This window comes from Undibacterium sp. CY21W, from assembly GCF_014284265.1.
GTDB lineage: Bacteria > Pseudomonadota > Gammaproteobacteria > Burkholderiales > Burkholderiaceae_D > Undibacterium > Undibacterium aquatile.
Genome location: NZ_JACOGE010000001.1, coordinates 131,047 through 146,968 on the forward strand (window position 1 = coordinate 131,047; position 15,922 = coordinate 146,968).

Genomic DNA, 15,922 nt, shown 5'->3' on the forward strand with positions numbered 1-15,922 from the left:
TTCATGTTCAGCCGCCATAAAGAAAAAGCCCCCGTTATTGCTAACGGGGGCTTTTATTTGAAATACGCTTAACTCAATACATCAGAAGCCGAAGCGTAAATCCAGTCGGAAGCTATTGGCACGATAAGCATTGGCGCCCATCGATCCCAGCCACGCGAAGTTTGCCTGGAAACCACGACGGTTTTTGAAATTCAGCCCTAAACCTAAAGACTGAACATCTTCCGGAATACCTGTCACGATCGCGTTATACGTCGGACCATTCACACCCATGTCAGAGTAATACACGGATTGATTGATATCGCCGCTGGTACGGTGTGACAGTTGCAGCTTCAGTGAAGGCGTTACCTGACCGCTGGCAAAGAAATAGTCTTTAAAGATATCCACACCACCAGTGACGGTCGAATTGGTAAAGCTGCTATCTTTAAAGGTTAATGCCATCGGACTGCCTTGTTCTGAGTAGCTATCCAGTTTGACGTTGATTACGTCGACGCGACCAAACGGATGTACACGGAACTGTTGCAGAATCAATTCGCGTGTCAGGCTCAGTGAACCGTAAATGATCTTACCTTTACGATCACCAGACAACAGGACGTTATTGTTACTGTCCCAACGGCGATTGTCGTAGGTCACATGACCGGCACCAAGTACGCCATCAATAAACCAATGTTTTTCTGGTTTGTAAGTTGCATACAGCGAGCCTGACCATTGTTTTGCTTTACTTTCACTACCAAGATTATCAAAAGTAGCGTTGTCTTTAGCGTAGCCTAACGAGCCACCGGCAATCAACTTAGAATTAACCATTACGTCCATACCCAGCGTCAGACCTGCACTGGAGAATTTAGTACGGGAACCATCCTGTGCATCCAGAGAGCCGACGTCGATATTACCCGCCGTCCAGAAACCTGCCGGCATACCGGCAATACGTGGTACATCATCGCTGATGACCGGTTCCTGATCAGCTTCATCGTCTTTCGCAATGCGTTTTTCTTTCTGATGGGCCGTACCGTCCTGAGCAAATGGCGCTCTTGCGCGGCGTTGATTTTCCGCAGTTTTCACTGTTCCGAATTCTCCGGCAAGAACATCTTTCTCTTGAGTGCCACTGAAATTATCCAGAATTTTTCCACCGACCAGGCGCAAAGTATCCAGATACGGCACATTCAGACCAGCCCCGAAACGGTTACGGATATTAAAGTCACTATGCAGAATCTGTACGTGGTTATAGATGTTGCTCATCTGAGCCACAGTAAAGCGTTGTGTTGTCGTTGCTTGCGAAACGATATTTTGTTTTACCAGCGGATTGCTTACCGGATCAGGTCGGGCATTGACGTTCACAACAATGGCACCACTGGTGGAGCTGGCCAGATTGGCGTCACCAGAATACACCACGGTCAGATTGTGGCTGCCGACGGCGAGAGTACTGGTCGTCAGACTTGCAGCGCCCGCACTGAGATTCACTTTCGCGATCAGAGTCGTGCCATCCATAAAACTGGCGGTTCCCGTTGCCGCGCCTGGATTAACCGTCGCGGTCAGATTAACGCTTTGTCCTAACATAGGATTCAGCGAGGAACTGGCCAGCGTGACACTGGATGTCGCCATACTCAATATCTGGATACTGATCGTTGCCGTTGCCGCACTGTAGTTAGCATCCGCTGCCTTAGTCACTGTGATGACGCAGGTTTCTGCAACATTGCCTGCAGTAACCACATTGCCAGCGACTGAGCAAGTACCCGTTGTGACTGCAGTACTGATGGCGCCGGTACCAGAGCCGCCAGTTGTGGTCAGTGTTGCTGTACCTGTAACCTTAAAGATGCTTGATTTATCGCTGACGACTCTGAGTGTCGCTTGCGCATTTTTACCAACTGTCAGCACGTAAGTCTGCGTTGCCTGAGCATTCACCCCGGCGACTGCTGCTTGCGTCGCCGTGATCGTACTCGTACCGGCGCTGACAGTAGTGATTGCGCCATTTGCACTCACGGTAGCCACGGCAGTGTTTGAACTGCTGTAGCTGATCGCTCCATAACTACCACCCGTCAGGGTTGATGTTGCAGGATTAGTCAGCGTACCTCCCATCACGACCGTTGCTGCATTTGGTGTGGTGAAACTCAGGATACCAACCGGCAGAGGTGCAACTGTCAGTGTATAGGTTTGTGTCGCTTGGTCATTCACACCAGGCACAGCAGCTTGCGTTGCCGTAATGGTGCTTGAGCCGGGGCTGACCGGTGTCACGACACCGGCCGCATTCACCGTTGCCACTGCATTATTCGAACTGCTGTAACTGATGGTACCAAAGCCGCCACCGCTCAAAGTTGACGTTGCAACGTTTGTGAAGCTCGAACCCATCGTGACCAGCGCTGAGCCCGGTTTGGCAAACGTCAGCACACCAACTGGCAAAGGACTGATGGTGAACGATTGAGTCGCCGTTGCCGCTGCTGCGAAGTTCGTGTTACCAGCTTGATTAACATTGATGGTACAGACCCCCGCAGAGATAGAGGACACGACACCTCCCGGGGTTACTGAGCAAACACCAGGTGTTGATGAAGTGAATGTGACTGTTAAGCCGGAAGAAGCGCTTGCTGTCAACGTCAATGCCGTACCGAGAGTCTGTGTACCGGGATTGCCAAACGTGATGGTCTGAGGTGCTTTTGGCGTGACTGCGGTAGATGCCGTCGATGCCGCGCCAGTACCTGCCAGATTGGTTGCCGTGACTGTGAAAGTGTATGGCGTTCCGTTTGTCAGGCCAGTGACGACCAATGGGCTGGTCGCACCGCTGACAGACGCACCACCGGGGCTCGCAGTGACCGTGTAACCTGTGATCGCGCTACCACCATTAAATACCGGTGCAGTAAAGGCGACAGACACTTGGGCGGCTCCGGCAGTGCCTACGGCACCGGTAGGCGCACCAGGTACAACAGGATTTACCGCAAATGTTCTGCTGATCGTCGTTGCTACCCCATAAGTGCCGTCTCCGGCCTGATCCGCATTAATCGTACAAGTGCCAGTCGTGACGAACGTCAACGCACCACCGGAAGTAATAGTACAGACACCAGTTGTTGAGGAGGTGAATGTTGGTATCAGACCGGAAGAAGCCGTAGCGGACAAGGTTGGTGTTGTACCAAAAGCCTGACCACCGGGAGGGTTAAAGGTAATGGTTTGCGCTGCCTTCGGCGTCACTGCCGTGGATGCGGTAGACGCCGCGCCAGTACCTGCCAGATTGGTTGCCGTCACTGTGAAAGTGTATGGCGTTCCGTTTGTCAGGCCGGTGACGACCAATGGGCTGGTCGCGCCGCTGACATTCGCACCACCGGGGCTCGCAGTGACCGTGTAGCCCGTGACGGCGCTGCCGCCGTTGTAAGCTGGTGCCGTAAAGGCCACGGATACTTGTCCACCTCCGGCTGTACCAACGGCACCGGTTGGGGCACCTGGAACAGTCGCATTAACCGCAAATGTTCTGCCGACGGTAGTCGCTGCCAGGTATGTGCCGTTACCCGCCTGATCGGCGTTAATCGTACAAGAGCCTGCCGTAACAAACGTCAACGCACCACCGGAAGTGACCGTACAGACCCCGGTTGTTGTAGAGGTGAAAGTCACAGCTAAGGTGGAACTGGCGGTTGCCGTCAAGGTCGGTGTCGTGCCAAAAGTCTGTGCACCGGGAGGGTTAAAGGTAATGGTTTGTGCAGCCTTGGGTGTGACTGCAGTGGACGCCGTGGATGCCGAACCGGAGCCAGCCGAGTTTCTGGCGGTCACAGTAAAAGTATAAGCAGTTCCGTTTAACAGACCAGTGACGTTCAGCGGACTGGCTGCACCGGTAGCCGTGGCTCCGCCGGGGCTGGCAGTGACTGTATAGTCAAGAATAGCGCTGCCGCCATTGGAAGCTGGTGCGGTGAAGGCGACGGAGACCTGAGTGTCTCCTGGTGTACCCACCGCAGCCGTTGGTGCTCCCGGAACAATGGCGTTGACAGTAAAAGTTTGTGGAACCGTTGCTGCTGCTGAAAAGGCAGCATTACCAGCCTGATCGGCATTAATCGTACAAGAGCCTGCTGTAACAAACGTCAACGCGCCACCGGAAGTGATCGTACAGACGCCGGTTGTCGTTGATGTGAATGTCGGTGTCAGACCAGAAGAAGCCGTAGCCGTCAAGGTCGGTGTCGTGCCAAAAGTCTGTGCCCCGGGAGGGTTAAAGGTAATGGTTTGCGGTGCCTTAGGCGTGACTGCAGAGGACGCCGTGGATGCCGAACCGGAGCCAGCCGAGTTTCTGGCGGTCACAGTAAAAGTATAAGCAGTTCCGTTTAACAGACCAGTGACGTTCAGCGGACTGGCTGCACCGGTAGCCGTGGCTCCGCCGGGGCTGGCCGTGACCGTATAGTCAAGAATAGCACTGCCGCCATTGGAAGCTGGTGCGGTGAAGGCGACGGAGACCTGAGTGTCCCCGGCGGTGCCGGCCGCTGCCGTTGGTGCTCCCGGAGCAATGGCGTTGACAGTAAAGGTTTGCGGAACCGTTGCTGCTGCTGAAAAGGCAGCATTACCAGCCTGATCGGCGTTAATCGTGCAAGAGCCTGCCGTGACAAACGTCAACGCACCACCGGAAGTGATCGTACAGACGCCGGTTGTCGTTGATGTGAATGTCGGCGTCAGACCAGAAGAAGCCGTAGCCGTCAAGGTCGGTGTCGTGCCAAAAGTCTGTGCGCCGGGAGGGTTAAAGGTAATGGTTTGCGTTGCCTTAGGCGTGACCGCCGTGGATGCGGAAGACGCAGTACCAGAGCCATTGGCATTTCTTGCCGTGACCGTGAAAGTGTAAGCCTGCCCATTGGTCAGACCAGTGACGTTCAGCGGACTGGCCGCGCCGGTAGCAGTAAAGCCGCCGGGACTTGATGTGACGGTATAGTCAAGAATGGCACTACCACCATCGGAGGCGGGGGCCGTAAAGGCAACCGACGCCTGCGCATTTCCTGCTGTAGCGGTAACACCTGTTGGTGCGCCGGGAGTTGCAGCCGGAATGGTGACAGTTGCAGTTTGCAAAACCACATTGCCATCATAAAACTGGAAGGTATCAGTGGTATTCGATAAGCCAGCGGGAATGGAATAATAAAAAGCGCTGAAATCGTTGGGGCCACCATTGTTTGTCGAGTGAACAAACATATTGTTCGACCCTTTGGCGCTGGATTGAAGCATGATCCCCGCGCTGGTTGTGACGCCGGTGTTATTACTATTACTGGAGCCGTCGGCGTTCGACAGACCAAATACGTCGGCATTGCCGCAATTGGTGCTATCTGCTGCCGAAAATGAGTACTTGTACCTTGCAGGCTGTCCGGCGTATTGACTGTTTGCAGCCTCAAAAGTGACCTGTCCCCCAGCCGCAGCGGTAAAACTGATATTACAAGCGGCAGACGCTTGCCCATAGGCCAGCAAGGAAAAAATCAGCAGCATCAGTTGGACTAAGCTGCGCAGCATCTGTTTTTGTAAGGTGAATAAAAGCAGGCTGCACCATGCGGGATAGCGCATTCTTTCTGCCTGGCTGGCGAGATCATGGCTGGGATATATCGTCATTTTTTCCTCGGGGATGTTCCGTGTTGATTGACTGGTAATAGGTGATGCCGATTGGGATTGAAATATGCTGAAGCAGAGAATCGGATTGCTGATAGTTGCCCAAAATAAACTTTTCCTTGACAAAAAGTGATTCATTAGGCAATTATCAGCGACGGTAATATTTTAGCCACATTGCACAAAAAAAAGGCAAATTAAAAAATGAATTGCCTATAAGTGTGTTCTTTTCGCCTCCTTAGTCTGAATAGATGATTGACGAAAATTTATTTTGAGCGAATTATGGTTGTTGCAAAAAAATAAAAATTGCCAATAGTGGTCAGTGTCAGCACTTTTTTAACCGTCAGCACCTCTTTAAGGAGAAAACTGTGGAGCCGTTTTTAGGTGAGATTAAGATTTGCGCTTTTCCATTTGCGCCGAAAGGCTGGGCACTCTGTAATGGTGCCTTAATGAGCGTGCAACAGAACAATGCCTTGTTTGCATTGCTGGGCGTGCAATACGGTGGCGATGGAAAAAATACTTTTGGACTACCGGATTTACGCGGGCGCGTCGCCGTCCACAGAGATGGCAATACCTTTATTCAAGGTCAAACCGGTGGTCAGGAAACGGTTGCTCTGCAGGCCGCGAATTTACCGCCGCACAATCATAATGTGGTGGTGGCCAGTTCGCCTGCGACTACCCCGCGTGTCGGTAGTGCAGCGCTGAATGTATTGGCGGCAACGGCGACCAACATCTACGGTACCCCCACTAATCTGGTCGCAATGGAAGCTGGCATGACCTCGACAATAGGTTCCGGCGCTGCGCATGAAAACATGCAGCCATCACTCGTCATCAATTACATCATTGCCACTTCCGGCATTTTCCCATCCAGAAATTAAGGAGAACAGAATGGCAGATCCTTTTGTTGGCGAAATTCGTTTGTTTGCAGGCACCTACGCGCCACAGGGCTGGCTAGCGTGTGATGGTAGTCAGATTCAGATTTCAGAGAACGAGATCCTGTTTACATTATTGGGCACCACCTACGGCGGCGACGGCGTCCGCACATTTGCTTTGCCCGATCTGCGCAATCGCCTGCCCGTCGGGCAGGGTACCGGTCCGGCTCTGTCGCCACGCACCATGGGGCAGACATTTGGGGTGGCAAGTGTGTCACTGACACAGGCGCAACTCCCTGCGCATAGCCACACGATACAAGGCAGTGCGGATAATGCCACTATTGGTGTTCCCGGACCGACGACGGTGTTGGCAACGCTGGCCAGCGGTACTTTGTATGACTCAGGCGTGCCAAATCCCACGCTGGAACGCAAGCTCAGTCCACAATCGATCCCTGTTGTTGGCGGTAGTCTCCCGCATAGCAATCTGATGCCCACAACGGCACTGAATTACATCATCGCAACGGTCGGCGTTTACCCGCAGCAAGCTTAAGGAGAACAGAATGGCAGATCCATTTATCGGAGAAATCCGCGCGTTTGGTTTCAACTTTGCCCCTTATCAATGGGCATTCTGTGACGGCGCGCTGGTACCTATCCAGCAAAATTCAACCTTGTTCTCGATTCTTGGCGTCAATTATGGCGGGAATGGCACAACAACTTTTGGCTTGCCAAATTTAATGGGGCAGGCCGTGATTGGCGCGCAAAATAATCTGGTAGGTGAGCAGCAAGGCGAGAATGCAGTGAGTTTGACCTTGAGCGAAATGACGGCGCATACGCATGATATGGTTGTCAATGCAAGCCAATCCGCATCGGCAGGCCCGGGCGGTCATTTAGTTTCCAAGCTGGCAAGCGGCAATTTGTATGCTGCCACGACCGATACGTCTGCACCGACGCTGACAATGCTGTCACCACAGGGCATCAGTGTTGTCGGTCAGGGTACTGCGCATGAAAATCGTCAGCCTTTCAGCGTGCTGAATTTCTGTATTTCTTTGTACGGCGTGTTTCCGCAGCGTCCTTAAATTTTGGCCAGAGCTTGCTCTGGCATTTTTTTGTCTGAACATTTCACGATATGACTTTTACTGCTGCACAATTTTTACCGCATGTTGGTTCTCAGTTTTCTATTCCGTTTGGCGATGGTCTGAGCCTGACCCTGACACTGGATGATGTCAAAGACAGCACGACAGCATCTTCCCCGTATCATTTTTTTTCTCTGAATTTTTCCAGCAATGCCAGCACGGCTTTGCCACAGGGAATCTACGCCTTGCAGCATGCCAGCTTAGCGACGCAGGAAATTTTTCTGGTGCCGTTTTCGAAAACAGAACGTGGCGTTTCTTATTCCGCGACGTTCAGTGTGGAGAAATAAGCAGTGCCATCGGCGATGATTTTCCGGCATCCGCAACTAGCCTTGCGTGCTGTCAGCGACGCCGATCAGGCGTTTTTGCAACGCTTGTATGCATCTGTGCGCGAGGAAGAGTTGCGCCCGACGGGCTGGCCTGAAGAACAGAAAGCCGCTTTTCTGGCGATGCAGTTTCAGGCGCAACACCGTGCGTATGCGGCTTATTCCGATACTGAGTATTTTATTGTTCAGCGCGGGCAGCAAGACATTGGCCGTCTGTATCTGCAACACCAGCCTGAGGCGATATCAATCGTCGATATTTCGCTGATAGCCGACACGCGCGGCCAGGGCATAGGCACCGATCTGTTGCAAGCGGTATTCGCCCAGGCGCGGGCAGCGCACAAAGCGGTGCAGATTCATGTGGAAAAATTTAATCCCGCGTTACGCCTGTATCAGCGGCTGGGCTTTGTGGAAGTGGAAGATAAAGGCGTTTATCTGCTGATGCGGCGTCCCGCCGAAACGGACTAAGCAGTGCTGAACGGTGCGGTGCCTGCGGCCTGAATTCACAACGCGTTTTGCTGCTTGCGCTGCACGGAAATCATCACTACAGGTGTTTTTCAGGCATTTTTGGCTGTAAATATACTCCCCGGAGTATATTTACAGCCCCTTTGTTTATGCGGACATAAAGGCCAAAACGCCAGATACTCCCCCTAAAACAGCAAATAACAGCAAATTTCAGGGTTCAATCGCGGCGGCATGGTGATCTCATGGCAGCTGGTGGTGGCGTTCAGTGACAAGCTCAGGTTAAGGGATTACACCGCGTCACGTCACACCACACCACGTCGCATCACACGCTGTTGATCAGGCGCATTTTGAACTGGCGGCCTTTGATATTCGTGAAGCTGAGTTTCTCTACCGTTTTGGCAGCGATGTGGCGGTCGAGCGCAACGTAGGTCACAAACTCGGACACATTGATTTTGCCTACCTGTTCTTTTTTCAGGCCGATATCTGCTGTCAGCGCACCGAGTAAATCACCGGGACGCAGTTTGTCTTTTTTGCCGCCCATGATGCAGACCGTCATCATCGGCGCGGCCAGTGTTTGTTCCGGCGCTGCTTCGAGTTCATTGATGTCGGCCCAGGTGACAGCTTCACCCTGATATTCCGCGATCAGCTTCACCCATTTTTTCTCATTCGGCGTCGCCAGACTCAGCGCCAGACCTTTTTCACCAGCGCGACCGGTACGACCGATGCGGTGGATATGCACTTCCGTATCTTTCGAGACATCGACATTAATCACCGCGCCCAGCGTCTGGATATCGAGCCCGCGCGCCGCAACGTCGGTTGCGACCAGCACCGAGCAACTTTGATTCGCAAAACGGATCAGCACTTCATCGCGCTCGCGTTGTTCCAGATCGCCGTGCAAGGCCAGCGCGCTGATGCCCTGCGCCTGCAATTCTTCGGTCAGTTCACGACAGTGAATTTTTGTATTGCAAAACGCGATCGTTGATACCGGCTGGTAATGATGTAGCAAACGCGCCACGGCTTCGTTGCGTTCTTCCGGTGTCACCAGATAAAACAATTGTTCGATATGGTTGGCCGCATGTTGCGATTCGACCTTGATTTCCACCGGGTCGCGCAGCAATTGTTCGCTGGCTTTGCGGATATTGTCAGGGTAGGTCGCGGAGAATAACAAGGTCTGACGGCGCGGTGAGCAGGCTGCAACGATGGTGTAAATATCATCGTAAAAGCCCATGTCCACCATGCGATCGGCTTCATCCAACACCAGTGTCTGCACGGTATTGAGATTGATGGTGCCACGGCTGATATGATCGATCAGTCGCCCCGGTGTGCCGACGACGATATGCGCGCCGTGTTCGAGTGAAGCAATCTGCGGGCGCATCGCGGTGCCGCCGCATAAGGTCAGGATTTTCACGTTCTCAATTGCGCGCGCCAGACGGCGTAATTCATTCGCAACCTGATCCGCCAGTTCACGCGTCGGGCATATCACCAAGCCTTGTACTGCAAAATACGTGGGATTCAGTTTTGCCAGTATGCCCAGCCCGAACGCGGCGGTTTTGCCGCTGCCGGTTTTTGCCTGCGCGATCAGGTCACGTTGCTGCAACACCACCGGCAGGCTCTCCGCCTGAATTGCCGTCATGGTGGTGTAACCGAGGCTCTCCAGATTGGCGAGCATGGCGGCAGATAAAGGAAGCGAATTGAAAGCAGTAGCGTCGGACATGGGAATTTTTTCTTGGAACAGGTAAAAACAGGGGCGAAGCGATGACAAAAAACAGGCGCGATGCCAGCGTGGGTGCAGGTTCACGGCCTGATCGGGTTGATGCGTAATCGCCATCTACTGGCAGTATCACCCGTGTGCCAAGCTATCTGCCGGCCCATACACCGCAGGCGCGTGAAGGAATGTCGCTATTGTAGGCGATAAGCCGGGCGACCGCCTGTTTGTCGCATGCTTACAATTTTTGATCTGATGACACAAATATAGACGATGGCGTTATGCTCAGTTGTTGCCGCACTCATTTGTCTGTGCCACTGTTGCGTTGCGGCTCCGGATTGGGGCTGGTTTCAGTGCTACGTGGTTTCCACAAAATTTCCATAAAGCAACAAAATAATACTGAAAAATGTTGCGATAGGTTAAAATTTGTTTCATTTTTCATGATGAATTGATCACAGCCACAAGGAATTCATCTCCTGAACTTCTCCTCTTCGCTATGAGAATCTGTGCGCCCTTTTGAATCTCTTATCCAAGCGTGGTTAGCTCTGGGAGCTTACACGCGATTATTTGTCCCTATTACATTGTTGATATTCGTGGTCAGCGGGCTGCGTTACGACCTGTTGATTCATGCGGAAGTCGCCGGGGCAAAACAGCAGATTCTCACGCATGCCGAAAATATGGAGCACCTGTTGGGGCCGACTCTGCTGAAATTGAGCAAATCTCAGGATCAGACAGAGATCACCAACACCTTACGACGGCAACTGGCAAATGATCCTGATCTGACCCGTCTGACCTGGAGCTACCCACAAAGCAACGTTGACATGACAGGTACGTTCACCGTGCCCATGCTTGCACCGCAATGGTTTCAGGCGATCTTGCAGATGCCGGCGACGCTGAGTAAGACCATCACGACCGCAGATAAAAATGCCGCCAGAGTCACCGTAGAAATCAGTACGAACAGTGCCGTCAACCGCATCTGGCAGAAAGTGGTGGTGCAGTTGCAGATTTCTGCCATGGCGATCTTTTTTATCTATTTTTTGCTGGGGCTGATATTGCGCGTCAATGAGCGCAGCTGGAAGCGGCTGGCGCTGGCAACGAACCGATTCAAGACCGGGGACCATGGCGTCAGAATGGACGTTCGCGGCAGTCATGAAGAGCGTTTGTTGGCCACTACCTTCAATGGCATGGCCGAAGAAATCGAAAGCATTTTGTTGACGCTGCAGAAAAGTCAGCGCGAACAAAGCGAGCAGATGCACTTCACATTACAACTGCTCAATGCGCTGCCGGTATCGACATTCTTTCAGGATAGTCAGGGCATCTGTCGGGGGGTGAACCCAGCCTGGTGCAAGATGTTTGGCATACATCAGAAAGACGCTGTCGGTCAGCCCATGCATAAGTTACTGCCTTTCTTAGCGACACTCGATACGCGTCATATTTCTTCCGCCGGCTTAGCCATCTGTTCTCACAAAACCATTCCTGATATACCCCGCCAGGTTAATGGCGAACATATTTCTGCGCTGTATTATCAGGCGACGTATACCAGTGTTGATGGCAAAGCCTCCGGCATCATAGGCGCGCTGGTCGATGTCAGCGAGCGCAAAAAAATTCAGGCTGCGCTGGAAGAACAAAAAGAACGTGTGGAAACGACGCTGGATTCGATTGATGATGCCGTCATCAGCGCTGACATTGATGGCCGCATCCTGACCCTGAACCGCTCCGCACAAAAGCTGACCGGCTGGCGGCTAGAGGAAGCCTTGTCGCAAGAGCTTGCCACCGTCTTTACCTTAGGCGACAGCAGACAACAAACTGCATTGCACACCTATCTGACGAATGTTGTCAGCACCGGTGCGACGTTTCAGGAACACAATCTGGCGCTGTTGTCCCGCGCCGGCAGGCAACTGGAAGTGGATCTCAGTGCGGCGCCAATCCGTCAGCCGGATGGCACCGTCACCGGCAGCGTATTGGTGTTCCGCGATCTCAGTGAAACGCATTATCTGATGCGGCAAATCGCATGGCAGGCCGGGCATGATTTACTGACAGGATTAGCGAATCGCCAGTCTCTATCAGCCCATTTTTCACAAGCCATAGCCTATGCGCGTGAACATCACAAATTGCTGGCGGTGTGCCTGCTCGATCTCGATCATTTTCAGGAAGTTAATGACAAACACGGTAATGAAGTAGCCGACAAGTTATTACAGCAAGTGGCGCGCCGATTAGAAAGTTGCGTTGGTAAAAATAATCCGGTTGCCCGTCTTGGCGGCGATGAATTTGTGGTGCTGTTGCAGAATCAGAGCGATCTGAACGAAGTAGAGTTAAACATCGCTTTGCTGTTGGGCCAACTGGCACAACCTTATGAATTCGAGCATAAAAAAATGACCATGCGCGCCAGCATCGGCGTTGCGATGTATCCGAATGACGAGCTCAGCCCCGATGTGTTATTACGTTATGCCGATCAGGCGATGTATCAGGCCAAACTCAGCGGACGTAATCAGTATCATTTGTTTGACCTGCAAAAAGACGAAGAAGTCCGCACCCGCCACAATCAGCGCGCACGGATTCGCGAAGCGCTGCTGAAGGACGAGTTTGAGCTGTACTTCCAACCCAAAGTCGATATGCGGCATGGCCGTATCACCGGCATGGAAGCGCTGATACGCTGGAATCATCCGCAGCGCGGCATCGTCGGTCCCATGGAATTCTTACCGCTGGTGGAAAACACCAACATCATCATTGACATCGGCAACTGGGTGATACATCAGACCCTGCAGCAGATGAGTAACTGGATCGCCAATGGCTATACCTGGGTGGTCAGTGTGAACATCGCTGCGCGCCATTTTCAACATGCCGATTTTTTAGAAAATCTGCGCAGTTATCTTGCCCAGTTCCCCGACGTACCGCCCGAATATCTGGAAATAGAAATTCTCGAATCAGCCGCCTTGCAAGACGTGCAGCAAGTGCGCGAAGTGATGAGCGCCTGTCAGCAGCTTGGCGTGCGTTTTGCCCTCGATGATTTCGGCACCGGCTATTCCTCTTTATCGTATCTGAAACGTCTGCCAGCCAATATACTCAAAATCGATCAGAGCTTCGTGCGCGATATGCTGGAAGACTCAGATGATCTGGCGCTGATCAGCGCGATCGTCGGTCTGGCAAATGCGTTTAAGCGCGAAGTGATTGCCGAAGGCGTGGAAACCATAGAACATGGCGTTGCGCTGATGCGGCTGGGCTGCAATTTTGCACAGGGCTACGGCGTTTCCCGCCCCATGCCTGCGTCGCGCGTAGAGAAGTGGGCAGAAAATTATGTGCAGCCTGAGCAGTGGTTGCAACAAGCCTGACGCTACGCATTCCACCAAATCGAATGAACCCATTTACATACAAGCTGATGCAGATGGCATAAAAAAACGGCGCTCATCATTTCAGATGTGCGCCGTTTTTTATTGCGTTAGCTATCTATGCTGCCTACGCTGCTTATTTTGCCGGGTAGCGTATCGTCATTTCTTTCAGCAGATTATCTGCATGATCGACTTCTTTCATCACCCACAGCATGTAACGAATATCGACATGAATCGCGCGCGTGATGGCGCTGTCGAAGTACCAGTCTTTGGTGATTGATTCGTAAGTCGAATCAAAATTCAGACCGACCAGCTCGCTGTTTTTATTCATGACAGCCGAGCCAGAATTACCACCAGTGGTATCCGCACTGGATAAGAAATTCACCGGTACTGTGCCCAACGCAGTGTCTTTGAAAACACCGTAACGTTTTTCTTTGACAGCGGCCAGCAAGCTTTCCGGCGCATCGAATGGCGCTTTACCGGTATGTTTTTCAACGATGCCTTCTACCGTTGTGAATGGGCCTTTGCTGATGCCGTCACGAGGGCTGTAAGGGGCAACAGTGCCGTAAGTCACGCGCAGCGTGGAGTTAGCATCCGGATACACAGGTTTGCCCTGCGATTTTTTCCATGCAATCACTGCCTGCATATATTGCGGAATTACGCGTTCCAGATTGCCATCAACTTCTTTGCGGCGTTCTTCGAGTGACAGGCCGATATCGTGCAGCTTCACTGCCAGACGGATAAACGCGTCGTCTGATTGCTGGAATGCCGCCACATCTTTTTTCAGCCACGCCAGACGCGTCGCTGTATTGCCGAGTTCAGACTGACGGTACATCGCCGCGACCGATTCCGGTGTCGGCAGCAAAATATCTAAACCTTGTGGACGGAATTTGCTATCGAGTTTGTTATACCGTTGCAGCGCCGCCGTATAACGTGCCTGATCCACATTGCTCACATACGATTGTTCCAGACGTGCGAGGCGCGCCGAGATAAACGACACATCACGTTGCTGATAACCCGCTTTGCGCTCGGCATCTGGCTTGCTGCTTTCCAGCGCGAGGCGATACAAGGTGCGCGCATTTTTCAGCAAATCGCTGTTGGTCGCGACGCTCCAGGCAAACTCTTCTTCATTCAATGCCATATCGCTGGCGATCACCGCATCCAGCTCTTTCAGCAAACTCTGGTCAGCGCTGTGCTGACTGAACCAGCTGCGGAATTCGGCATCCTGCGCGTCTTTAATCGCGGCGATATCTTTACGCGCAAACCCGGCCAGCAAACCTTCGGTTTTTTTCAAACGATTGTTGATGCTTTTCGCCACGCTCGCATACCGCACTTCGGCATTGGCATTACCCTGCGTTGCCGCTGCGATCACCGACAGATCGGATTTGTATTCCGCCACGCGCGCCGGATAGCTGGCATCCCGCGCAAAGCGGATTTCTTCCGGTAATTTATAACGGCTGGTCGTGCCTGGATAACCCGCCAGCAAAATCGGGTCGCCATTTTTCAAACCCTGTGCCGACACCACCAGAAAATCTTTAGAGTGATACGGCACGTTATTCGCCGAAGGATCAGCCGGGCGGCCATCTTTACCGACATACGCGCGCAGGAAAGAAAAATCGCCGGTATGACGCGGCCATTCAAAGTTATCCACATCGCCGCCATAATTACCGATCTTGTCCGATGGCGCATATACCAGTCGCACATCGCGGATCATCATCTGGCGTATCCGGTAATATTCCAGCCCGCGATGAAAACTCGGCACCGAGCAACGATACGCTTTATCCTGCTCACAATCCGCGATCAGCGCTTTGATGCGGTTCTGCACATGCTCATGGCGCTGCTTGCCCGACATCGCTGGCGTGATACCGCTCAACACCTGCTCCGTCACGTTTTCCACTTTATCGGTGATATACATACGCGAATCCGGCCCGGCAGGTAATTCTTCAGCGCGGGTTTTCGCCAGAAAGCCATTGCTGATGTAATTTTTTTCTGCTGTCGAATTCCGTTGCACCGCGCCGTAAGCACAGTGATGATTCGTCACCACCAGCCCGCTGTCAGACACAAACGAGGCCGAGCAACCGCCCAGCGACACCATCGCACTCATCGGGTGCTTGGATAAATCCGCCAGCTTTTCTGCCGGAATCGTGATGCCTATGCGTTTCAGCTCTGCTTTTAATTGCGGCAACTGATGCGGCTGCCATTGGCCTTCATCGGCATAGCTCAGCGGGCTGCTGGCCAGACTCAGCCCGGCCAGTGCCAGACTCCATGCATACGATTGTTTCAACTTACTCTCCGTCTATGGTCAAAAGCGCCGGCACAGTGTGCAGCCAGCGCGTTGCAGGTGGGGGCGGGTGATTAGCGCCAAAAAAGTGTCAGTTGCGATGCGAAAACAGTGTCTGGAAAACACCCAGATGCACACATGCAGCAGCACACATCACATCAGAACTACGCCGTACTCCGCTCATTATTATCGAATTGCGACTCCAGAACCAGACCCGCCGCTGCAGGAAAAGTTCCGGTAAAGAATGAAATTTGACAGATATCTTTACGACCGTAAAGAAAA

At 52.6% G+C, this 15,922-nt stretch carries 9 protein-coding genes; 6 read left to right on the plus strand and 3 right to left on the minus strand.

Features of this window, described 5'->3' with window-relative positions; translation table 11 throughout:
* Window positions 1-81: 81 nt before the first annotated feature.
* Window positions 82-5,544, minus strand: a complete 5,463-nt coding sequence (locus tag H8K29_RS00605) for a fibronectin type III domain-containing protein (RefSeq protein ID WP_186895985.1) — start codon at window positions 5,542-5,544, stop codon at window positions 82-84.
* A gap of 362 nt (window positions 5,545-5,906) precedes the next feature.
* Between H8K29_RS00605 and H8K29_RS00610 the strand changes: the two genes are divergently transcribed.
* The 5 genes from H8K29_RS00610 to H8K29_RS00630 are packed head-to-tail and all read left to right on the plus strand — an operon-like array spanning window position 5,907 to window position 8,331.
* Window positions 5,907-6,416 (plus strand): tail fiber protein, encoded by a 510-nt coding sequence (locus H8K29_RS00610; RefSeq protein ID WP_186895986.1) that lies wholly within the window; start codon window positions 5,907-5,909, stop codon window positions 6,414-6,416.
* Window positions 6,417-6,426: 10 nt separating this feature from the next.
* A complete protein-coding gene (locus H8K29_RS00615; protein ID WP_186895987.1) occupies window positions 6,427-6,960 on the plus strand; it encodes a phage tail protein in 534 nt (177 codons plus the stop codon).
* Window positions 6,961-6,970: 10 nt separating this feature from the next.
* Window positions 6,971-7,486 carry a phage tail protein gene (locus tag H8K29_RS00620; RefSeq protein WP_186895988.1) on the plus strand — a complete coding sequence of 172 codons (516 nt, stop codon included), beginning with the start codon at window positions 6,971-6,973 and terminating at the stop codon, window positions 7,484-7,486.
* A gap of 50 nt (window positions 7,487-7,536) precedes the next feature.
* Window positions 7,537-7,830: a hypothetical protein gene (locus H8K29_RS00625; protein WP_186884076.1), complete on the plus strand. Its 294-nt coding sequence runs from the start codon at window positions 7,537-7,539 to the stop codon at window positions 7,828-7,830.
* A gap of 3 nt (window positions 7,831-7,833) precedes the next feature.
* Window positions 7,834-8,331, plus strand: a complete 498-nt coding sequence (locus H8K29_RS00630) for a GNAT family N-acetyltransferase (protein WP_370527109.1) — start codon at window positions 7,834-7,836, stop codon at window positions 8,329-8,331.
* Between the two features lie 319 nt (window positions 8,332-8,650).
* On the opposite strand, the gene dbpA is transcribed toward H8K29_RS00630, so the two are convergent.
* On the minus strand, window positions 8,651-10,042 hold the full coding sequence (gene dbpA / locus H8K29_RS00635; RefSeq protein WP_186884074.1) for an ATP-dependent RNA helicase DbpA: 1,392 nt from the start codon (window positions 10,040-10,042) through the stop codon (window positions 8,651-8,653).
* Window positions 10,043-10,539: 497 nt separating this feature from the next.
* Here dbpA and H8K29_RS00640 point away from each other — a divergent pair, with 497 nt between their 5' ends.
* Complete coding sequence (locus tag H8K29_RS00640; RefSeq protein ID WP_186895989.1) at window positions 10,540-13,362, plus strand: EAL domain-containing protein; 2,823 nt, start codon at window positions 10,540-10,542, stop codon at window positions 13,360-13,362.
* A 133-nt stretch (window positions 13,363-13,495) separates the two neighbouring features.
* Here the strand turns inward: H8K29_RS00640 and H8K29_RS00645 are convergent, their stop codons facing one another.
* Window positions 13,496-15,619, minus strand: coding sequence for a S46 family peptidase (locus H8K29_RS00645; protein WP_370527131.1), 2,124 nt, complete (start codon window positions 15,617-15,619; stop codon window positions 13,496-13,498).
* Window positions 15,620-15,922 lie beyond the last annotated feature (303 nt).

What these genes read in the sequence shown, in the direction of transcription:
- H8K29_RS00605 (WP_186895985.1), bottom strand. Translation starts at nt 5,544, where the DNA reads ATGACGATATATCCCAGCCATGATCTCGCCAGCCAGGCAGAAAGAATG.
- H8K29_RS00615 (WP_186895987.1), top strand. Translation starts at nt 6,427, where the DNA reads ATGGCAGATCCTTTTGTTGGCGAAATTCGTTTGTTTGCAGGCACCTAC.
- H8K29_RS00620 (WP_186895988.1), top strand. Translation starts at nt 6,971, where the DNA reads ATGGCAGATCCATTTATCGGAGAAATCCGCGCGTTTGGTTTCAACTTT.
- H8K29_RS00625 (WP_186884076.1), top strand. Translation starts at nt 7,537, where the DNA reads ATGACTTTTACTGCTGCACAATTTTTACCGCATGTTGGTTCTCAGTTT.
- dbpA (WP_186884074.1), bottom strand. Translation starts at nt 10,042, where the DNA reads ATGTCCGACGCTACTGCTTTCAATTCGCTTCCTTTATCTGCCGCCATG.